The 19709-nt window shown below is 57.9% G+C and carries 19 protein-coding genes and 1 tRNA gene; 3 read left to right on the top strand and 17 right to left on the bottom strand.

Going from position 1 to position 19709, the window contains the following annotated elements; all coding sequences use genetic code 11:
- Positions 1–53: 53 nt before the first annotated feature.
- On the top strand, positions 54–926 hold the full coding sequence (locus AABB31_RS17780; RefSeq protein ID WP_342078951.1) for a MurR/RpiR family transcriptional regulator: 873 nt from the start codon (positions 54–56) through the stop codon (positions 924–926).
- Positions 927–1260: 334 nt separating this feature from the next.
- Here the strand turns inward: AABB31_RS17780 and AABB31_RS17775 are convergent, their stop codons facing one another.
- The 8 genes from AABB31_RS17775 to AABB31_RS17740 form a co-directional block, all read right to left on the bottom strand.
- Positions 1261–1458: a transposase gene (locus tag AABB31_RS17775; protein WP_373635092.1), complete on the bottom strand. Its 198-nt coding sequence runs from the start codon at positions 1456–1458 to the stop codon at positions 1261–1263.
- Positions 1459–1462: 4 nt separating this feature from the next.
- Positions 1463–2827: a hypothetical protein gene (locus tag AABB31_RS17770; protein ID WP_342076872.1), complete on the bottom strand. Its 1365-nt coding sequence runs from the start codon at positions 2825–2827 to the stop codon at positions 1463–1465.
- 342 nt (positions 2828–3169) lie between these two features.
- Positions 3170–3244 (bottom strand) — tRNA-Gln (locus AABB31_RS17765).
- Between the two features lie 62 nt (positions 3245–3306).
- Positions 3307–4593, bottom strand: coding sequence for a mechanosensitive ion channel domain-containing protein (locus AABB31_RS17760; protein ID WP_342076873.1), 1287 nt, complete (start codon positions 4591–4593; stop codon positions 3307–3309).
- A 37-nt stretch (positions 4594–4630) separates the two neighbouring features.
- On the bottom strand, positions 4631–5464 hold the full coding sequence (kdsA, locus tag AABB31_RS17755) for a 3-deoxy-8-phosphooctulonate synthase (RefSeq protein WP_342076874.1): 834 nt from the start codon (positions 5462–5464) through the stop codon (positions 4631–4633).
- Entirely contained in the window at positions 5464–6990 is a 1527-nt protein-coding gene (locus AABB31_RS17750; protein WP_342076875.1) for a capsule biosynthesis protein, read from the bottom strand. The genes kdsA and AABB31_RS17750 overlap by 1 nt, the downstream gene beginning before the upstream one ends.
- The gene (locus tag AABB31_RS17745) at positions 6968–7627 is read right to left on the bottom strand and encodes an ABC transporter ATP-binding protein (RefSeq protein WP_373635090.1); all 660 of its coding nucleotides are present in this window, start codon (positions 7625–7627) and stop codon (positions 6968–6970) included. Before AABB31_RS17745 ends, AABB31_RS17750 begins: the two co-directional genes overlap by 23 nt.
- A gap of 153 nt (positions 7628–7780) precedes the next feature.
- Positions 7781–8452, bottom strand: a complete 672-nt coding sequence (locus tag AABB31_RS17740; RefSeq protein WP_342076877.1) for a uracil-DNA glycosylase family protein — start codon at positions 8450–8452, stop codon at positions 7781–7783.
- Between AABB31_RS17740 and AABB31_RS17735 the strand changes: the two genes are divergently transcribed.
- Complete coding sequence (locus AABB31_RS17735; RefSeq protein ID WP_342076878.1) at positions 8451–9227, top strand: SseB family protein; 777 nt, start codon at positions 8451–8453, stop codon at positions 9225–9227. The genes AABB31_RS17740 and AABB31_RS17735 overlap by 2 nt on opposite strands.
- An 84-nt stretch (positions 9228–9311) precedes the next feature.
- The gene (locus AABB31_RS17730; RefSeq protein ID WP_342076879.1) at positions 9312–9707 is read left to right on the top strand and encodes a VOC family protein; all 396 of its coding nucleotides are present in this window, start codon (positions 9312–9314) and stop codon (positions 9705–9707) included.
- Here the strand turns inward: AABB31_RS17730 and AABB31_RS17725 are convergent.
- The 9 genes from AABB31_RS17725 to AABB31_RS17685 form a co-directional block, all read right to left on the bottom strand.
- Positions 9659–10321, bottom strand: coding sequence for an AraC family transcriptional regulator (locus tag AABB31_RS17725; RefSeq protein ID WP_342076880.1), 663 nt, complete (start codon positions 10319–10321; stop codon positions 9659–9661). The genes AABB31_RS17730 and AABB31_RS17725 overlap by 49 nt on opposite strands.
- Positions 10311–11243, bottom strand: coding sequence for a glyoxylate/hydroxypyruvate reductase A (locus AABB31_RS17720; protein ID WP_342076881.1), 933 nt, complete (start codon positions 11241–11243; stop codon positions 10311–10313). The genes AABB31_RS17725 and AABB31_RS17720 overlap by 11 nt, the downstream gene beginning before the upstream one ends.
- Positions 11243–12382, bottom strand: a complete 1140-nt coding sequence (rodA, locus tag AABB31_RS17715; protein WP_342076882.1) for a rod shape-determining protein RodA — start codon at positions 12380–12382, stop codon at positions 11243–11245. Before rodA ends, AABB31_RS17720 begins: the two co-directional genes overlap by 1 nt.
- Complete coding sequence (gene mrdA, locus AABB31_RS17710) at positions 12379–14319, bottom strand: penicillin-binding protein 2 (protein ID WP_373635089.1); 1941 nt, start codon at positions 14317–14319, stop codon at positions 12379–12381. The genes rodA and mrdA overlap by 4 nt, the downstream gene beginning before the upstream one ends.
- The gene (locus AABB31_RS17705) at positions 14316–14855 is read right to left on the bottom strand and encodes a rod shape-determining protein MreD (RefSeq protein ID WP_342076883.1); all 540 of its coding nucleotides are present in this window, start codon (positions 14853–14855) and stop codon (positions 14316–14318) included. Before AABB31_RS17705 ends, mrdA begins: the two co-directional genes overlap by 4 nt.
- Positions 14848–15756, bottom strand: a complete 909-nt coding sequence (mreC, locus tag AABB31_RS17700; RefSeq protein ID WP_342076884.1) for a rod shape-determining protein MreC — start codon at positions 15754–15756, stop codon at positions 14848–14850. Before mreC ends, AABB31_RS17705 begins: the two co-directional genes overlap by 8 nt.
- 15 nt (positions 15757–15771) lie before the next feature.
- Complete coding sequence (locus tag AABB31_RS17695; RefSeq protein ID WP_342076885.1) at positions 15772–16809, bottom strand: rod shape-determining protein; 1038 nt, start codon at positions 16807–16809, stop codon at positions 15772–15774.
- A gap of 298 nt (positions 16810–17107) precedes the next feature.
- Positions 17108–18667, bottom strand: a complete 1560-nt coding sequence (locus tag AABB31_RS17690) for a 2-isopropylmalate synthase (RefSeq protein WP_342076886.1) — start codon at positions 18665–18667, stop codon at positions 17108–17110.
- Between the two features lie 255 nt (positions 18668–18922).
- A complete protein-coding gene (locus AABB31_RS17685; protein ID WP_342076887.1) occupies positions 18923–19684 on the bottom strand; it encodes a hypothetical protein in 762 nt (253 codons plus the stop codon).
- Positions 19685–19709 lie beyond the last annotated feature (25 nt).

The following is a 19709-nucleotide window of genomic DNA, read 5'->3' as shown; positions in this document are numbered from 1 at the left end:
TTTATCACACGACATATCAGAGTGATAATATTTTGAACAAATGGGAGGCGATGATGGCTGAGGCTGCACAAACGATCTCTGACCGCATCCACGAAATGCTGGACGATCTTACCCGTGCAGAGCGCCAGCTGGCCCTCTCGATCCTTGAAAACTACCCGGCCTCAGGTCTGGGCCCGCTGACCGCATTGGCCAAAGCTGCAGGGGTGTCGGTGCCGACCGTGGCGCGGATGGTGCAAAAGCTTGGCTATAAAGGGTATCCGGAATTTCAGGCGGGCTTGCGCGAGGAGCTCAAGGCGCGGGTCAAGACGCCGATTGCCAAACACGACACCTGGGCAGAGGCGGCCCCGTCCGAACATATCCTGAACCGGTTCACCGATGCCGTCATTGACAATATCCGGCTGACGCTGGGCCAGATTGACCCGCAAGCATTCGATGACGCCTGCGCCTTGATCGCCGATGAAAAGCGGCATCTGTATATCGTTGGGGGACGGATCACGCACACGCTTGCGGAATATCTGTTTTTGCATATGCAGGTGATCCGGCCAAATTTGACCCATGTGCAATCAACCTCGAATACATGGCCGCACTATCTGCTGAATGCCGCGGAGGGCGACGTTTTTGTCATTTTTGATGTCCGGCGGTACGAAAACAACACGCTGCGTTTGGCAGAATTCGCGCATCAGCGCGGGGCAGAGATTGTTCTGATGACGGACCAGTGGCGCTCGCCTGTCCATCAGATGGCGACGGTCTGCCTCAGCAATCGCATCGTCGTCCCATCCGCGTGGGATTCAGCGACCACCACGATGCTGCTGCTTGAAACAATGATTTCGGCGGTTCAGACACTCAACTGGGCGCAGACAAAGGCCCGCATTGAAGAGCTTGAAGACATGTTTGATCAAACCAAACTCTTTCGCAAATTCACCTGAGATGCTTGGCAGACCAAAGGAGGACCTGTCGTAATTTGGCGCCACTTTTTTCAAGGTGCAGGAAAACCTGGCGAGAAACTCTTGCAAGAAATGGGTCTCAGGTCAACATTGATAATGCGCAACTGGATACGGGCATAGACCAATTGAAAGAACTCAAGCGCCTTCAGCGGTAACACGAGAGATTGCGTAAGGCCGTGTCTGATTTGAGCTTGGACAAGTTAATTCCGGCGGCGGCAGCAAAGGAAAACGTCCAAGCGCCGCACGTCGTCGTGCCTGCATTGATCGTCGTCGCAGTTGACCTGCTCTCCTTAGCGTCCGCTAATTTAGGTTGGCTCTATTCAGGTTGTGGCCTTCCCTTGACCCGATAATGTATTCCGTTGGTGTAATTCCAGCAAGGCTGGAATGTGGTCGGTGGTGGTTGAGGTCGATATGCCATGCCGCCATACTTGGAACGCCACTTGCAAAACGTCGCATCGCTGACCCCGTGCTTGCGGCACAAATACGGGACAGGTCCAGAGGAATTCGACTCCACTTGCTCATCGAGACAGCGTAAGAAACACTTCGAAGCCCCCGTTGCTCGGATATCTTTCACCCCAAGCCCTTATTGCCGCGCCATCGACGACCATTTCGCTCTCAAATACTTGGGAGTGTGGAATGAGTGAACCAATTGCGACATCGCCATGCCCGACAGCTTTTTCGCAAAGCAATGCGCCGATCACTCTGAGCTTTTCGATTGCTTCTCTACTGTCGAAGTCATCCATGAACTTCCCCGTCAGTTTGAGCATGGTAACAACGCCTTCCTGTCCTTCGATGTAGAACACCGCCTTGTTCGGAAGGATGTGGCTGTCAAGATCGACATATTCTGAACTGGCCCAGTATTCATCGTAGCCCTTCTGGTAATCGTTTGTCCTCAATCCCTTCTCCCTGAGGAAATCTCTGGCTACAAAAGGGCTCCAGCCCTCCATCGGGTCCACGATTGGCGGAGCTTCTTCATCTTGCTCGTAGTTGAGTATGTCGGAGATGATCTGGTCCACATCTTCATTGGTTCTTGCAGGAAGCACGTGGAATTGACGTGTTGCCCGCCGTAGAAGCCAGGGCCGCAACGGGAAGATTAGAAAGAAGCGTTTACGTGCATACTCCTTCAGGTCGTCAGACTGGAAGGTCTTTTGATCAACCTGAATACGGGCTTGTTCAATGTGCGAGTAGCAAAACAGCAGGTAGAAAACTGGGATGCTTCCGACGGTGAGCAGGATCGGTAGAACGAAGTTGCGCCCCGTATCTGTTGTGAAGAACTGGTCTGGCTGTGACCAAATCGAGGATACGGAGTTCCAGACCAAAACGATGGCAATGGCCGCGAAAACGAACTCCAGCAGCGTGTTTGCCTTCGAATACTCTGGCTTTGTGTCTGCAAAAGCCAGAGTGGCGGCCAAGAAAAAGAGGACGGGGGCCAAGACCAACTCGGTTACGAAGCTGAAAGTGTAGGCAACGACGATAAACTCAAAGATGCCGCCGAGCCTCAAGCTGCCGCGAAACAGGTTGCGGAAATACTGGTCATCTTTCTTCGATTGCAATGCTCGAGCTGCAAAAACGCAGCCGCCCATCGCAAACCACCGAAAAGTGGGTGGCATCTGGGGCTTCGAGCACAATCCAATTTCTGCCAGTAGCCAGCACAGAGCGACCACGTTGATGGCAACTATGCCGAAGAACAACAGGAGCTTTGGCGCAATCAGTGCACTGGCAACGGTCCAGAGACTGCTTCGGAGGTCTGCCCTGAACAGAAAAAACAATAGGCCAAGGATGATCCAAAGGCCAATTGCAATTTCACGGTTGTTGAAGGATTCCTGCAACCAAGTGAGAAACTGTTCGATATTGATATCCCTTGAACTCGCAAAGTGAGGCATTCGACGGCACCCTCACTAAAGTCGGCATATTGGCCGGACGAACTATTTTACCGTGGCAAGTTTCGGACACGGAAGGAGTCGAATGTCCGGTTCCACGACCACCAACATAAGCTCTTTGCAAGCGCGGCTAAAGTCCGCTTCCCGCCCTGGGTGCCGAATCTAGGCCCGGAACGCTCCAGTTATTGGGGGCAGTTCTTGGAAACGAGGCAACCAGCCACCTAGGCGAGGAGTTTAACCCAAAATCTGCCAAATTCGGCGAAAGTTGCGTTCCTACCCGACAAAAGTTGCATGTCTCGCCGGACGAGTTCCAATTCATGCCGGACGACACAAAAGGGAAATTGCTGGCTGGGATGGTAGGATTCGAACCTACGGTACACTGTACCAAAAACAGTTGCCTTACCACTTGGCTACATCCCAGCAGCGAGCCGCTGAATACTGCGAAGCTGACACCGGTTCAAGCCCCGTTTCAACAAAAATACCTATTCCTTTGGGCCATCCTCGCGCAGAAGATCTTCGGCGCTGTCCATGTCACGTTCGGCAGTCACGATACGCTCCAGCGCCTGATCTTCGGTGGCATCGACGGTTTCGACCTGCGTGCTCTCATCCGGGTGCGGTGGCGCGACCTGAATATCCCTTGTCAGGGTGATGGCCTGGCTTGCGTCAGGAATGGTGACGCCCGCCGCCTGGATCGCCAATTTGACCTGACGCAGAGCCTCCCCCTTGCCGCGCACGATCGAGGTTTCGTTCTGATCAACCCAGCCGGTCACCACCAGTTCGATCCCTGCAGGATGCAGCGCCTCAATCCAGGTCTGTGCTGCAGGCTCGGCCAGTATGAAGGGCAGGCTTTGCACGGTGTCAGCCACAAGGTTGCGGGTCGCCTGCAAGTCAGCCTCGCGTTCGATCATGATCGAAAACATGAACCGCCGTTCGGCGTTCTGGCTGTAATTAATAATCCGGCTTTTGAAGACCGTGGCATTGGGGATCCGGATATGGTTGCCATCAAATGACAGAAGGATCGTCGCCCGGCTTGTCAAGCGGATCACCTTGCCCTGATCGCCATTGATTTCAACCGTGTCATTTGGCCGAAACGGTTGGCGAAAGGACAGCATGACCGAGGCGATAAAGTTCTCGACCGTGTCACGCACCGCAAAGCCCAATGCCAGGCCGATGATCCCCGCCGCCCCAAGGATCGTGCTGAGCAGCGCAGTTGCATTTACAATATCAAGCGCGATGACGATCCCCATGACAACAAAGGCGATCCGCAGCAATTGCCGGTAGATTTCCGCAATAAATGCGTTTGGGGCAAGACGCTCCCAAGGTTGTCGCATCCGCGCGATCGTGAACCCCAGCAAAACGACAAATGCAAAGACCAGCCCCGCGATGGCGGCCAGTGGCAAAAAGACAATGACCTGATCAAGGCGGGCGCGAAACCGGTCCAAGGCGGGATCAAGGCGTTGACTGATATCGGCTGTCTGCGTGACCTCATTCTTGACAGCGACGACCCCTTCGATCCGGTTGGCCAGCGTGTCCAGCGCCTGTGCTTCGGTTGACGACGTGGTGGTCCCGCGCAGCCTGATGACCCCCTCGCTGACGGTGACTGTCACGTCCTCGTAGTTGCCAAGCTCTGCAAGGATTTCGCGCATCCGTGTGGCGATATTCGCGTCATCCTGATCGCTGCTTTGGGCCGCGATCGGTCCGGCCCCTTCCTGCGTGTGCGCAGGCAGCGCCAGAACGCAAAACAACAGAAAAGACACAAAAAAACGCATTCTCAAATCCGCAAATTCTGAACAGGCCGTCCTGGTTCTAGACCCGCAATGGCGCGTCCTTGGCCAGCGCGTCGAAACCCATCAAATTCTGAACCAATGCGCCCATTTTAGCCAGAGGTATCATATTTGGCCCGTCAGATGGCGCATTGTCCGGGTCCTCGTGCGTTTCAATGAAAACCGCCGCAATCCCCAACGAGACCGCCGCGCGGGCCATCACGGGCGCAAATTCGCGTTGACCACCAGAGGATCCACCCTGCCCGCCCGGCTGTTGCACGGAATGGGTCGCGTCCATAACAACCGGATAGCCCGTGCGCGCCATGATCGGCAAAGACCGCATATCGGCCACCATCGTATTATAGCCGAATGTCGCGCCACGCTCTGTCAGCAGGATGCGCCGGTTACCGGTGCTTTCGACCTTGGTCACAACATTCGTCATGTCCCAGGGGGCCAGGAACTGCCCCTTTTTGATATTGATTGCCGCACCTGTTTCGCCCGCGGCAAGCAGCAGATCGGTTTGCCGGCACAGATAGGCCGGGATCTGCAGCACATCGCAAACCGCTGCAACCGGGGCGCATTGTTGCGTTGTATGAACGTCGGTCAGAACAGGGCACCCAATGGCGGACTTTACCGACTGCATCACCTTCAGACCCTCATCCATGCCCAAACCGCGCTTGCCGGAAAGGGATGTCCTGTTGGCCTTGTCATAGCTGCCCTTGAAGATGAACTGCGCCCCATGCGCCGCACAATGTTCTGCCATCTGGCCGGCGATCATCTGGGCGTGGTCGGTGCTTTCCAGCTGGCAAGGCCCCGCAATGACAAGCAATGGGCGATCATTGCTGACAGTCAGCGCGCCAATCGTCACATCATGCATCAGGAACTGACCTGTTCACGCAGGATCGAAGCAGTAAGTGAAAGCATCAGATAAATCCCTGAAAAGATAAGAAACGCGAGAATTGTGTTTTCCAACGCCCGTGGATAGGTCGGTTCGTCCGGCGCAACCGGACTGACACTTTGCGACAGATAGCGGACCTGCCGGTTTGCTTCAATCCGTGCCGTTTCCATCTGGGTCAGGGCCTGCTGTACCAACACCGTCTGAAAGCTGTAATTTTCCTCGGCCGTCCGCAATTCAGTGTTCCGGGCCGCAAGCGATGCGCTGGCACTTTCCGTGCCGGTCATTTCCCGGCGCAGATCGTCGATCAGGTCGTCGATATTCGCAATCTGATCCCGCAGGGTTTGCACCTGCACCTCGCTGGGGCGGGCCACATTCAGGCGCGATTGCAGGACCAGGTTCAGCCGCTGTCGCTCGCTCTCTAATGCGCCAATCTGGCTCATCCGGGCGGCAGTCTCGCTGACGGGGTCGATCTGTTGCACATCCTCCTGGATCGCAAGCCAAGCGGCCAGTGCTTCGGCCCTGCGCGCCTCTGCGGCTTCATAGCTGGCGCGCGCGCCACTCATCTGGTCATCCCGCAGACGGCTGGTCAGCTGATCCACCTGCTCTTCGGCGTAACCGATCAGGGCATCAGAAAACTGGACGCTGGTTTGCGGGTCGGCTGCGATCACCTCCATCCGGATGATCCCTTCGGTCGGGTCATAGCTGATACGGACATGATCTGCGTATAGCTTAAAGGCGGTTTCATTTGTCGCATCTGCCGGAAGCCGCTGAATTTCATCAATTTCGGTATTTGAAAAATGCGTCTTAAAGCCATGATCCTGATCCAGACGCAACATCGCCTCGCGCGATGCAAGATAGGATTGCACCGCGATACTGTCCTGCTGGGTCGCGATCGAGGTGCCTTGGAAAAGATTGGCAAAACCGCCCGCGGCTTGTTGGGATTGGGCCTGCTGGATCACAATCTCTGAATTGGTCGCATACATGGGCGTCGCAATCTTGAAGTAATACCAACCGACAACAACCGTCGGCAGCAACACAAAGAACGACAGGCGGGTGAACAAAAGCGCAAGCTTGCGCCGCCGTCTGCGGGCAATATCGCGTTGTATCTTGCGAATTTCATTCATCGGCTGGTCGGGCATCTTGGGCGTGGTCAGTGCACGCCCGCCCCCCGCCGCCGTTTGCAGCAGGTCGGTACCACCCTTCGATCCGGCCTGTGGGGCCACAAGCTCCAGCACCGAATTGCGCTGAAACGGATCAACACCTGCCGCCCGCAATTGCCGGACGGCGTCGAAGTCATTGATGACGTTCAGACCATGTTTCTGCGCGACCCGGCGGGCCATGCGCAATTGCCGCCCGGTCAGGCCCTCTTCGGCGATTTCGGCAAGCTCGCGTTCCAGCGGCGTGGCGCCTTCTTCAACGTCATCCACATCGTCCACCGGCGGCGCGGCAGGCGTGGCGTTGCCCCGTCTGATCCGGAACTTCTTAACCTTGGGTTTCGTAGTCATATAGAACTTTCGCCTCTTCCAAGGTGTCAAACATATGCAGCTTGCCGTGACGCAGTACCGCCGCAGACCGCGCAAATCTTTCCAGCGTCGATGCCTGATGTGACACGATGATAATCGTGGTTTTTTCCAAACGGTCGCGTAATATCTTGCCCGCCTTGCGATTGAATTCGGCATCTGTCGCGTTGGGCATGCCTTCGTCGATCAGGTAGATGTCAAAATCCAGCGCCAGCATCAACGCAAAGGTAAAGCGCTGCGCCATACCTGTCGAATAAACCCCGACCGGTTGGTCAAAATACTCTTCCAACCCACATAGCCAGCGGCAGAACGCCTCGACATAATCGGGGTCCAGATCATAGAGCCGGGCGATGTAGCGGGCATTTTCCATCGCCGTCAGCTTGGGCACCACCCCACCCATGAAACCCAGCGGAAACGAGATTTTGCTGGTGCGGGTGATCGTGCCCTCATCAGGCTTTTCCAGCCCGGCCATCATCCGGATCAAGGTCGTCTTGCCGGTGCCATTTGGCGCCAGAATACCCAGCGAATGCCCAAGCTCCACCCGGAAGGACACCCGGTCAAGGATCACCTTGCGTTGCGTTCCAGTCCAGAACGACTTGCTGACATCGGCAAATTCTAACATCTTTCGTCCCGATATGACCCACGCGGGCCCATGCCTGTCATGACGATAATAGGTTAATACCCGATCACAATCGCCTGTTTTTTCGGATATTATCCCGAAAATACGGCATGAATACAGCGACAAAACTGTTATTGCGTGAAGCAGGCGCGCGATTCAGCGCTGTTTTGCGACCTCAAGCGCATCCTGAACCGCCTTTTGCAAGGCCGGAAGCAGGTCGGTCTCAAACCAGGAGTGCTTTCGTAGCCAACCGGTGTTGCGCCATGAAGGATGCGGTAGAACGAAGGTCCCCGGCGCGTGGTCCCGCCAATGCCCGACAATGTCAGACAGCGACCCGCGCAGGCCTAGATGCCGGCGGATCGCATAGGCCCCGATCAGCAACCGCAATCCTGGCGTGCCGATATGATCAAGCGCTCTGGCGTGCCATGTCTCCCAACAGATTGCGGGTGGGGGCAGATCCGCACCTTTTGCGTCATAGCCCGGAAAGCAGAAAGCTGTCGGCAGAACAGAGACCACCGCCCGGTCATAGAAAGTCGCCCGGTCAATCCCCATCCAGTCGCGTAGCCGGTCGCCCGACCGATCCCAGAATGGCTTGCCCTCGACATGCACCCGCATGCCGGGGGCCTGGCCTGCGACCAGAATGGCCGGGTCCTGCCCGAACCATGGGACAGGGCGCGGACGGTGCTGTGTGGCCGTTTGCGCAAACCTGTCCGCGCACAATCTGCAACCATTGATTTCATTGATCAAATCCGGGTCTTCCATCCACATGGCGTAACATGTGGCCCCGAACTTGTCTTTCCTGATTTGGCGGCCTAGGTCGGGTGACATGACTGATCTTGATCTTGCGCATGCGGCGATGGATGCTGCACCTGATGACGACGTGGCCCGTTTGCGGTTTTACGAACGTCTGGCCGATACCGAACTGTTCATGCTGCTGGGCGAAGAAGCCGCCGGCGATCAGGTCACCCCCGAATTATTCGAGATTGAAGATCAGCGTTTTGCCTTGATTTTTGACCGCGAGGCACGGCTGGCGCAATTCGTCGGGCGCGCCGCCCCTTATGCAGGTGTGCCCGGTCGCGATCTGGTCAAGATGCTGACCGGGCAAGGGGTCGGCCTTGCGCTGAACCTTGAAGTTGCGCCATCGGCCATGCTGATCCCGGCCGAGGCGGTTGATTGGCTGATGCAAACACTATCGCATGGACCAGAAGCTGCCGAAGCACGACTGACCGAGATCAGCCCGCCTGCGGGCCTGCCTGAGGCTGTTGTAACCGGGTTGGACCGCAAACTGGCGATTGCAGCAGGGCGCGCCCGCTTTGCCTATCTGGCGGCGGCGACTTACGACAATGGGGCGCAGGGGCATATACTGGCCTTTGTCGATGCCGCACCTGGTGCCGAAGATGCGCTTGCATCCGCAGCCGGCGAAGCGCTGACATTCTCGGGGATCGAGGCCGGTGTCATGGACGTGCTCTTTGTGCGCGCAAGTGATCCGATGGCCGCCCACCTTGCCAAGGTCGGTTTGCGATTTGACCTGCCTGAACCCGTCACACCGCAAGCCCCCACCGCGCCGGGTACAGACCCCAACACGCCACCAAAGCTGCGCTAGGGTCAGGACCCTGTCGCAATCATTCAAGACCAGCGCGCAAATGCCGGGCATGGTGCGCGGACCAACGCAACAGGGATGATCCAGATGCAGTTTCGCTACACCATTCTTTACGTGGCCGATGTACCCGCCTCGCTAACCTTCTATCAGGCTGCCTTTGGGTTCGAGATCGCATTCCTGCATGCGGGCAAGGATTACGGCGAACTCAAGACCGGCGAAACGAAACTGGCCTTTGCCGCAAAAGATCTGATCCGGCAGCAAGGCAGGGCGCCACAAGCACAGTCACCCGCGACCCCGGCCTTTGGCCTGTCATTCGAGACATCAGACATTGCCGCTGACCTCGCCCGCGCAGTGTCTGCCGGTGCGACGCTGGAACATCAGGTCAAGGAAGAACCCTGGGGGCAAACAACCGCATCCGTCAGCGATCCGGATGGCTACCTGATCGAGATTTGCTCGCCCGTCCAGGTTCCCAGTGCGGGCTGATTGATATCGGACAGGATCCGGCGGTTTCTGCGGATCTGGCCGGGCGTGTGTGAGAACCAGTATTTGCAGGCCCGGCTCATATGTGCCTGATCGGCATATCCATGTATGCCTGCGATATCTACCAGTGGATGATCGGATGCCAGATCAATTGCAGCACGGCGGGCGCGGGCCAATAGCCGCCAGAACTCGGGCATTGGCAATCCAAGGGTTCGAAATCGCCGTTGCAGTGTTCGCGGGCTGACCCCGCTTCCGCGCGCGACCTGCGCCACTGTTGCGCCACCGGTGCCAAGGGCTGCGAGGGCCGCGCTTGTCTCGGCCAAACGGGTATCCGCATCATGGATCAGGTCGGTCGCATCTTTTTCATCCCGTATCCCGGCCAAACCGGCCTGATCAACGCAAAGCCCGGGACGCAACCGAAAACCGGTCATCCTTTGCCCCGGATGCAAGGTGATGGATCGGGGCTTGAAATCAAACGATGTCAGTTCCGCCGATACAGAACCATTGCGATCTGTGGTCAGAATGATGTCCCTGCACCCGTCGGGATAGATGACAAATTGCGCGGGTTCCGTGATGTCGCTGTACCAGCGCATATAGGCCGGATTGTCAGTATCCACGCGTCCGATCCACAACATGCAGCAAGGGCAGGCCAGCCTCACCAAGGCGAATATTCTCGGCAATGCTGCGCACGGCCGTTTCCGGCCGGGTGGTCGCGGCGATATGCGGCGTCACGGTGACCTGCGGGTGCGCCCAATAGGGATGATCGACCGGCAAGGGCTCTTCGCGAAAGACATCGAGCGTGGCATGGCCCACCTGCCCGTTGTCAAGGGCCGCAAGAAGGGCCGCATCGTCAATCAGCGGACCGCGACCGGGATTGATCACAAACGCACCGCGGGCGAGCAACGCCAATGTATCGGCGTTCAGGATATCATTGGTCTGCGGGGTTTGCGGCAACAGCGTGATGACGATTTGCGCGCCCGTCAGCGCCTCTGTCAGGCCGGCATCTCCATGCAGACACTGGATGTCGGGTACGGACTTCGGGCGTCTGCTCCACCCGGTCACGGGAAAACCAAGATGGACCAATGCCTGACCGCAGGCCGCGCCAAGCGCACCAAGGCCCAATATGGTCACAGGACGGTCGGCGGCGGTCGGCGGATAAACCGTGTTGCGCCACAGGCCATCCTGGCCATGGATATGCCTGTCCATCCCGATATGATGGCGCATCGTATGGGCGGTCACCCATTCGACCATCCCGGTTGTCAGGCCCTCATCGACCATCCGGCACAGCGGCTGGGTCAGGGTCGCGTTATCCACCACCGTCTCAACCCCGGCCCAAAGGCTCATCACGGCCTTGGCATTGCGGTATGGCCGGAAATCCTGAACCGGCCCGTTGGGCGCAAAGACAATATAGTCCACATCATCCGGGGCATGGTCCCGGGCAAGATCGACATCCAGCCCGGCCGCCACAAAGCCCGCATTCAGCGGCCCCTCGTAAACGGCCCACATGTCAGGTTCGGCGGAAAAGAGAACGTTAATCATTAGCGTGGTTTATGGACATGGGCGCTTTGTACAAGTCCAAAAGCGACGAGCAATACAAGCATGGCAGACCCACCATAGCTGACAAGCGGCAGCGGCACCCCGACAACCGGCGCCAGCCCGGTGACCATGGCCATATTGACCGCAAAGAACAAAAAGAAGGTCATCGCGACCCCCAATGTCAGCAACGCTGCAAACCGGTCCCGGTTGGTCATGGCGGAGATCACGCAAAAGGCCACGATCAGCAGGTACAGCCCCAACAGCGTGAACGCGCCGACAAAGCCGAACTCTTCGGCCAGCGTGGTGAAAATAAAATCGGTATGCTTTTCGGGCAGAAAGTTCAGCCGGCTTTGCGTGCCTTGCATAAAGCCCCGGCCTGTCCAGCCGCCTGAGCCCAACGCGATCTTTGCCTGCGTGATGTGATAGCCCGCCCCAAGCGGGTCGTTGGCCGGATCAAGGAACGTGTCGATGCGCCTGTATTGATAATCCTTGATCAATTGCCATTCCGTCCCCCGCGTCTGGAAAACCGCGACCACCGCGCCGACGCCTGCCCCAATGACTGTCGCGAAATAGGCCCAGTGAACCCCGGCCAGAAACATCACCGTGGCGCCCCCCATCAACAACAAAAGTGCCGTCCCCAGATCAGGTTGATTAAGGACAAGTGCGGTTGGGGCCAGAATGAAAAGGACCGGCAAAAGCACCCAAAACGGGTGCGATGTCTTGTTATTGGGCAACCAGTCGTAATAGGCGGCGAGAAACATCACCAAGGTGATTTTGGTCAGCTCCGAAGGCTGCAGGCGCATAAAGCCCAGATTGATCCAGCGTTGCGCGCCCATGTTCACTTCGCCAAAAAACTCGACCGCCAGCAAAAGCAGAAGCGATCCGCCAAAGGCCAGACCGGCCATGTTGCGCCAGAACCAGATCGGCACCATGGCAACGATCACCATCAGGACCATACCAAGCGCAAAGCGCTTCATCTGCGGTTCCATCCACGGGGCCGGATCACCGCCTGCGACCGAATAAAGCATCAGGAAACCAGCGCATGCCACAGCCGTCAGCAGCATGATGACCGGCCAATGCAGATACCAAAGCTTGCGAAACCCGGTCGGGACAAATTTGGTGTTATACTCAAGATAACTCATGCGCGGCCCGATCCGCGAGACCCCGGCGGGATGCGCGCCTCGATCCGGCGCTGCTGATCTGCAATCCGGTCTCTGTCCGCCTCTGGATACGCATCAAGCGGTGGCGGTCCGCCATAAAGCGCCTGCAACATGATATCACGCGCAATCGGTGCGGCGGCCTTTGAACCACCACCGCCATGTTCGACCACAACTGACAGCGCATAGCGGGGTTTGTCGAAAGGGGCGAAACTGACAAATAACGCGTGATCGCGGCGCTCCCAGGGCAGATCCTCGTTCTTGGTAACACCGGCGGCGCGTTCCTCTGGCGTAATCCGGCGCACCTGACTAGTGCCAGTCTTGCCCGCCATCTTGACGTCGTCCCCCAGAATGCGCGACCGGTAGGCCGTGCCGCGTCTGTGGTTACAGACATCATTCATTGAGGCGCGCACCCGGCGCAGCACGTTTTCATTGATCCCAAGGTTTTCGCCCAACCCGCTGGGCTGCTCGACCCCGTCAATCAGCCGGACAAGGCGCGGCGTGACTTCGCGCCCGGTGGCGATCCGTGCGGACATCACGGCAAGCTGCAGGGGGGAGGCCAGAACATATCCCTGCCCGATTGAGGCGTTGACCGTATCACCGATCCGCCAATCCTCGCCGCGTACTTCCGATTTCCAGGCCTTGTCGGGGGCAAGGCCACTTGCGACAGCAGACAGGGGCAGATCATGCTTGATCCCCAATCCCAATTTGCGGGCCATCTCGGCCATCTTGTCGATGCCCACCCGCTGGGCGATTTCGTAATAGTAGCAATCGCAGGATTGCTTGAGGCTTTCATGCAGGTTGATATTGCCATGGCCGCCGCGTTTCCAGCAGTGGAACCGGATGCCGAAAACATCCGTATGCCCGGGGCAATAGACCGTTTCGTTGGGGCCAACCACACCCGCCTCAAAGGCGGCAAGGGCCGTGACCATCTTGAATGTTGATCCGGGCGGGTAAGCCCCCTGAATGGCCTTGGCGGCAAGCGGCCGGTACTTGTTTTCGTTCAGGTCCGTCCAGTCCCTGACAGAAATCCCGCGCACAAACAGGTTGGGATCAAAGGCGGGGGCGGATGCGATGGCGCGCAAATCGCCATGTTCCAGATCAATCAGAACCGCGCCTGCACTTTCCCCATCCAGCCGGGCCTGCACATAAGACTGCAGGCGGCTGTCGATGGTCAGTTGGACATCCTTGCCGGACGTGCCTTCCTGCCGGTCAAGCTCGCGCATGATGCGGCCCGCGGCGTTAACCTCAATGCGGCGGGTGCCGGCACTGCCGCGCAGGGTTTGTTCCAGCTTGTTTTCCGCACCGGTCTTGCCGATCTGAAATTTGGGGATTTGCAGCAATGGATCGGGATCGTCGATCCGGCTGAGGTCATAATCGCTGACAGGACCGACATAACCCACCACATGGGCCAAATCAGCCCCGGCTGGATAAACCCGGCTGAGGCCCACATCGGCCTGAATACCCGGAAGGGCCGGTGTGTTCAGGTTAATCCGGGCCACATCCTCCCACGATAGACGATCCGCGATGGTCACCGGCACAAAAGGCGAGCGGCGTTTCATCTCGTCCATGGCACGGGTCAGATCATCGGGATCAATCTCGACCAGTTCGGTCAGACGGGCGAGCACTTCGCCGATGTCGCCCGCATCCTCGCGGACCATGACAACGCGGTAATTCTGCTCGTTTGCAGCAATCGGAATGCCGTTGCGATCAAAGATCATCCCGCGGGCGGGCGGCAGAAGCCGGATATTGATCCGGTTTTCCTCGGCCAGCAAACGGAACTGATCTGCCTGTTCGACCTGCATGGATTGCAAACGCCATCCCAGCGCGCCGATCACAGCCACCTGCGCGCCACCAACGACCAGCGCACGGCGGCTGACCGTGCGGGCGCTTTCGATCACGTCCTTGGGGCTGCGTTTCATAGCCTCTGTCCTCTGCCATCAACCTGACCGGGGGCCGGCCGGGTCACACCAAATACAAAATGCGCAATTGCCACCACCAGAGGATAGGAAAGAATTGTGGCAATCATTTGGATCAGGGTCAGCCCCAGCGGTGCCTGCGGCGTCATCACCACCGCCAAAACCAGCCGATTGGCCAGCGTAATCCCGACGATCCCAAACGCGATCATGCCCCATTCCAGCAAAAGCGGCATATTGCGGATCCCCCGCGCACGTTTGCGCACAGCCTCGGTCAGCAGAACCACCAGCGCCGCCCAAAGCCCGGGCGGACGCTGAAACAGCAAATCCGTCAGCAGAAAAACAATCGCGATCACAATCACGGGCAGATAATCGGGCCGCCGGGCGACCCAGGCTAGCGTTGCGGCCAGCAAGACATCGGGCCAGGCCCAAATCACCGGGCGCATATCAAGCGGGACCAATTGCACGACAATGATGACAAAGGCGATCAGGACAAAAACAGTCCGGTTGATCCAGATGCGTGTGTTGGGGATATCAGCCATCCGCACTCTCCAACACCGTCAGGGCGGCGGGGCCGAAATATTCGTCCTCGGGGGCGAGCAGACTGCCGGGGTCGTTGATATCCTCATGTGGCTGGGCGCGCAGGACCCGCAGGAATTCAAGGCGCTGATAGTCCGCCGCCAGCCGCACCCGCAAGCGCCGATCCGTGCCAAGGGCCACCTGCCCGACCAGCAGATCGGCCGGGAACACACCGCCATCGCCCGATGACACGACCCTGTCGCCGGGACGGATAGTGCCCGGGTCCTCAAGAAATTCCAGCGGTGGGTTCAACGTGTTATCGCCGCCCAAAATCGCCTTTTGGCCGGACGGCTGGATCGTCACGGGGATCCGGCTTGAGCTATCGGTCAGCAGCATCACACGGCTGGTTTCCTGGCCCACACCGGCAATACGGCCCACCAGCCCGATCCCGTCCATGGTGGGCCAGCCGTCAATAATCCCGTCACGCGCACCCACATTCACCAAGACCGACTGGCGGAATGGTGATCCGCTATCGGTAATCACCACGCCGGTCACATAGGTGAATTGCGGATCAAGCTGGACATTGTTCAGCCCCAGCAGCTTGGCATTCTCCTGTTCGAGTTGCAGCGCGGCCTCTTTCCAGGCTTTCATCTGCTGCAATTCGCGGCGCAGGTCCTGATTTTGGGCAGCCAGCTGCTGATAGCTCTGAAAATCGCTGATCAGATTTGCCATCCCGGTGATCGGCGCCATGGCCCAATCGAAAGACGGAACCACCTTGTCAATCGCCATGGCGCGAAAACGTTCGACCCGCGGGCTGTCGATCCGCCACACCAGAAACAACCCCAGCAAGGCAAGCACCAGCACCCCAACCAGCAAACGCCGGATCGGGCCGATGAAATCTTCGCTGTTCTTATCCTTGGCCAAGGCGTCCCTCGGTCGTTAACTCTCGTAATCTATCACATGCCGGAGCTGTTTTTCATACTCTAGCGCACGACCAGTGCCCAATGCGACACAATTGAGTGACTCGTCAGCAACCGAAATCGCCAAACCGGTCTGCTCGCGCAAAGCCAGATCAAGCTGCCCCAGCAACGCGCCACCCCCGGTCAGCATCACGCCGCGGTCCACGATATCCGCGGCCAGGTCGGGCGGGGTCGCTTCAAGGGCGGTCATCACGGCCTCGCAAATCGACTGTACCGGTTCGGCAAGCGCCTCTGCGACCTGAGCCTGGCTGATCTCTGTTTCTTTCGGCACACCATTCAGCAGATCGCGGCCACGAATATGCATCGACTGGCCCCGGCCATCATCGGGCATCCGGGCTGTGCCGATGGATGTCTTGATCCGTTCCGCCGTGCTTTCGCCGATCAACAGGTTATGCTGACGGCGCAGATAGTTGATGATCGCCTCGTCCATGCGGTCACCGCCGACCCGGACCGACCGGGCATAGACGATATCACCCAGTGACAACACCGCAACCTCGGTTGTGCCGCCGCCGATATCAACAACCATGTTGCCTGTCGGATCGGTAATCGGCATGCCTGCCCCGATGGCGGCTGCGATCGGTTCGGCAATCAGACCGGCGCGGCGGGCACCTGCGGACAAGACCGACTGGCGGATCGCGCGCTTTTCAACCGGTGTGGCGCCATGCGGGACGCAGACAATGATCTTGGGCTTCGAGAATGTCGACCGGCGGTGCACCTTGCGAATGAAGTGCTTAATCATTTCCTCGGCCACGTCGAAATCGGCGATCACACCGTCACGCATCGGGCGGATCGCCTCGATGCTGCCGGGGGTGCGGCCAAGCATCAGTTTGGCATCTTCGCCAACGGCCAGAACTTTCTTGACGCCATCTTTGACGTGATAGGCCACAACGGATGGCTCCGACAGGATGATCCCCTTGCCTTTGACATAGACAAGCGTGTTCGCCGTCCCCAGATCAATCGCCATATCAGACGAAAACAAACCACCAAAGCCTGCCATAATGTCGGCCTTCCCATAACCAATGCAAGATTTTGACACCGTCCCCGGGCGCCAGTCCGAACTGCTTATAAAGAACGGGACGAGGAGAGAGAACCCCTTGATTTCATGCGACTGGCAGCAATTCGCTAGTTGCACAAATACGATAAATGTCCGAACGAAATCAAAGCAAAGCCCAGATTGCTTATACTTTTCCGATATTTTCCGCGTGGCGCAGCATTTCATTGCGGCAGAAGCTGGAAAAACGGGCGAACCGCATATGCGGTCCGCCCGTCATATCATTCCTTGCTGAGTCTGTGGCTCAGACGTCCTTGTAGCTGACACCTTTGATGTCATAGCCCGGCTCGGACTGCTCGCGCCGGACAAGCAATCTGTTCAACGCATTAATATAGGCCTTGGCACTGGCAACGACCGTATCTGTGTCGGCCGATTGGCCCGTGGCGATACGACCGTCCTCTTCCATTCGGACGGACACGGTTGCCTGCGCATCAGTGCCTTCTGTCACGGCACTGACCTGATACAGCTGCAAACGGGCTGTATGCGCAAACAGCGCCTTGACGGCATTGAAGGTCGCATCCACAGGACCATCGCCCGTTGCCGACGTTTTAACGTCGGCCCCGTCGATCTCCATTTCCATATCGGCGGTCTGCGGGCCATCTGTGCCGCAGACAACGCGCAGGGATTTCAGTTTCAGACGATCCTCTCCGGTCTCATTTTGCGACACCAGCGCCATCAGGTCGTCGTCAAAAACTTCCTTCTTGCGATCGGCCAGATCCTTGAAGCGGACAAAAACATCTTTCAGCTGATTGTCGGCCAGATCAAACCCCAGCTCGGATAATTTGGCGCGCAACGCGGCACGGCCGGAATGCTTGCCCAGGGGCAGCGACGTCCCGGTCAGACCCACATCCTCGGGTTTCATCACCTCGAATGTTTCGCGGTTCTTCAGCATGCCATCCTGATGGATACCGCTTTCATGGGCAAAGGCGTTCTTGCCGACGATGGCCTTGTTGAACTGCACCGCAAACCCGGACACGGTGGCCACACGGCGCGAGATGTTCATGATCTTCGTCGTGTCGATCTTGGTCGTGTAGGGCATGATGTCAGCGCGTACTTTCAAGGCCATCACGACCTCTTCCAGCGCGGTATTGCCCGCCCGTTCGCCCAAACCGTTGATGGTGCATTCGACCTGACGGGCCCCACCTTCGACGGCGGCCAGCGAGTTCGCCGTCGCCATGCCCAGATCATTGTGGCAATGGGTGGCAAAGATCACCTCATCGGCGCCGGGCACCGTGGCGATCAGGTTGCGGATCAGATCGGCGCTTTCCACAGGGGCCGTATAGCCAACCGTATCGGGAATATTGATCGTGCTCGCGCCGGCCTTGATCGCAATCTCAACCACACGGCACAGGTAATCCCATTCGGTGCGGGTGGCATCCATCGGCGACCATTGCACGTTGTCGCACAGGTTGCGCGCATGGGTGACCGTGTCATGAATACGCTCGGCCATTTCATCCATATTCAGGTTCGGGATCGCGCGGTGCAGCGGCGAGGTCCCGATAAAGGTATGGATGCGCGGGGATTTGGCGTGTTTCACGGCCTCCCAGCAGCGGTCGATATCCTTGTAGTTGGCGCGCGCCAACCCGCAAATGGTTGCCGATTTCGCGGCTGCAGCGATCTCGCTGACCGCCTTGAAATCACCTTCCGAGGCGATGGGAAACCCGGCCTCGATGATATCCACGCCCATCTCATCCAGCAGTTCGGCGATTTCCAGCTTTTCGGCATGTGTCATTGTAGCGCCCGGGGACTGTTCGCCATCGCGCAGGGTTGTGTCGAAAATCAACACATCGTTTGTATCTGTCATCTTTCTGGTTCCTTATTTCTTAGCTTGTGCTGGCGCTGGTCCCCTCTGAGCGGTCGCGCCAAATGGCACGCTCAGAGGCTGCTAAGAAGTAGGATGTCGCGCAAAAGCAGCCCGTTGGGGGCTGTTGTCAGGATATGTGCGCGGTTCATCATGGGCGCGACTATACAATCGTTTTGCGCATTGAAAAGTCACGAATAACATTAAGCTGCGCATTTTTTGAAAATCGAGACGCGCGGTGTCGCCGGTGTCAGGACGCTAGAAGAGCAGGCAATCCGGCACGGATGGCAGCGCAGGCGCCCCCTGTGGCAATGTGGGTTGGTAGTCGAAAGACGCGATACTTGCGCCACCGTCAAATGCAATGAACAGCTGGTTGGATCCCGGACGAATAGCGATGCCTTCAGGGTCCTGCCCATATGGCAAAAGGGACGTTGTCCCCAAAAGACGCCCTTCTGCGTCGAATTCATAAAGGCTGTTGCTGCCTTCCCAATCATCCACAATCAATAGATATCCGGTCCGTGGATCCCGGGCGATGCCCTGCGCCTCGGTCAGGGGTGGATCCATGTCCAGCGTATTGATTTGCCGGATGACCGTCCCGTCCGGGCGTAGCCAGGTCATTCTTTCGGGGTCATCCTCGACCATGATGACGCTGCCATCGGCATCAATGGCCAACCCTTCCGTATCCGCCCATTGCAGGTCTGACCGGAAAGGATCCGCAAGCGCCGTGCCGTCCTTGGTCAATCGTTGAAAACCGCCAAGCCCATCGGCGACCAAAAGGTTGTCCCCTTCCAGCGTCACCGCCTTGATCCGGGTCAGGTCGCTGTCAAAGCGGCGCAGTTCCTCGCCTTGCAATGTGACCAGGATGACCTCGGGGCCTTCATTGGCGATCCACAGGCCGCAAAATGTCGGATCATAATCCAGACTGGCAGGTCTGTTGAGGTCGTAGCTGTCCTGATAGGTCAGTTCCAGCGCGGGCGCGGATGTGCCCAGCGCAATAAGCGAAGTCAGGATTGCGCGCATTGTCACCTCCTTGTCATACAACAAG

Source organism: Yoonia sp. SS1-5 (genome assembly GCF_038443705.2).
GTDB lineage: Bacteria > Pseudomonadota > Alphaproteobacteria > Rhodobacterales > Rhodobacteraceae > Yoonia > Yoonia rhodophyticola.
This window is presented reverse-complemented; position numbering and strand designations above follow the sequence as displayed.

Excerpts from the sequence above, each read along its gene's own strand:
- rodA (WP_342076882.1), bottom strand. The coding sequence starts at position 12,382 with ATGAGTTATCTTGAGTATAACACCAAATTTGTCCCGACCGGGTTTCGC.
- AABB31_RS17695 (WP_342076885.1), bottom strand. The coding sequence starts at position 16,809 with ATGGCAGGCTTTGGTGGTTTGTTTTCGTCTGATATGGCGATTGATCTG.
- AABB31_RS17735 (WP_342076878.1), top strand. The coding sequence starts at position 8,451 with ATGACTGATCTTGATCTTGCGCATGCGGCGATGGATGCTGCACCTGAT.
- AABB31_RS17730 (WP_342076879.1), top strand. The coding sequence starts at position 9,312 with ATGCAGTTTCGCTACACCATTCTTTACGTGGCCGATGTACCCGCCTCG.
- AABB31_RS17690 (WP_342076886.1), bottom strand. The coding sequence starts at position 18,667 with ATGACAGATACAAACGATGTGTTGATTTTCGACACAACCCTGCGCGAT.
- AABB31_RS17720 (WP_342076881.1), bottom strand. The coding sequence starts at position 11,243 with ATGATTAACGTTCTCTTTTCCGCCGAACCTGACATGTGGGCCGTTTAC.
- AABB31_RS17760 (WP_342076873.1), bottom strand. The coding sequence starts at position 4,593 with ATGCGTTTTTTTGTGTCTTTTCTGTTGTTTTGCGTTCTGGCGCTGCCT.
- mrdA (WP_373635089.1), bottom strand. The coding sequence starts at position 14,319 with ATGAAACGCAGCCCCAAGGACGTGATCGAAAGCGCCCGCACGGTCAGC.
- kdsA (WP_342076874.1), bottom strand. The coding sequence starts at position 5,464 with ATGCATGATGTGACGATTGGCGCGCTGACTGTCAGCAATGATCGCCCA.
- AABB31_RS17750 (WP_342076875.1), bottom strand. The coding sequence starts at position 6,990 with ATGACTACGAAACCCAAGGTTAAGAAGTTCCGGATCAGACGGGGCAAC.
- AABB31_RS17745 (WP_373635090.1), bottom strand. The coding sequence starts at position 7,627 with ATGTTAGAATTTGCCGATGTCAGCAAGTCGTTCTGGACTGGAACGCAA.
- AABB31_RS17740 (WP_342076877.1), bottom strand. The coding sequence starts at position 8,452 with ATGTCACCCGACCTAGGCCGCCAAATCAGGAAAGACAAGTTCGGGGCC.
- AABB31_RS17685 (WP_342076887.1), bottom strand. The coding sequence starts at position 19,684 with ATGCGCGCAATCCTGACTTCGCTTATTGCGCTGGGCACATCCGCGCCC.
- AABB31_RS17780 (WP_342078951.1), top strand. The coding sequence starts at position 54 with ATGGCTGAGGCTGCACAAACGATCTCTGACCGCATCCACGAAATGCTG.
- AABB31_RS17705 (WP_342076883.1), bottom strand. The coding sequence starts at position 14,855 with ATGGCTGATATCCCCAACACACGCATCTGGATCAACCGGACTGTTTTT.
- AABB31_RS17770 (WP_342076872.1), bottom strand. The coding sequence starts at position 2,827 with ATGCCTCACTTTGCGAGTTCAAGGGATATCAATATCGAACAGTTTCTC.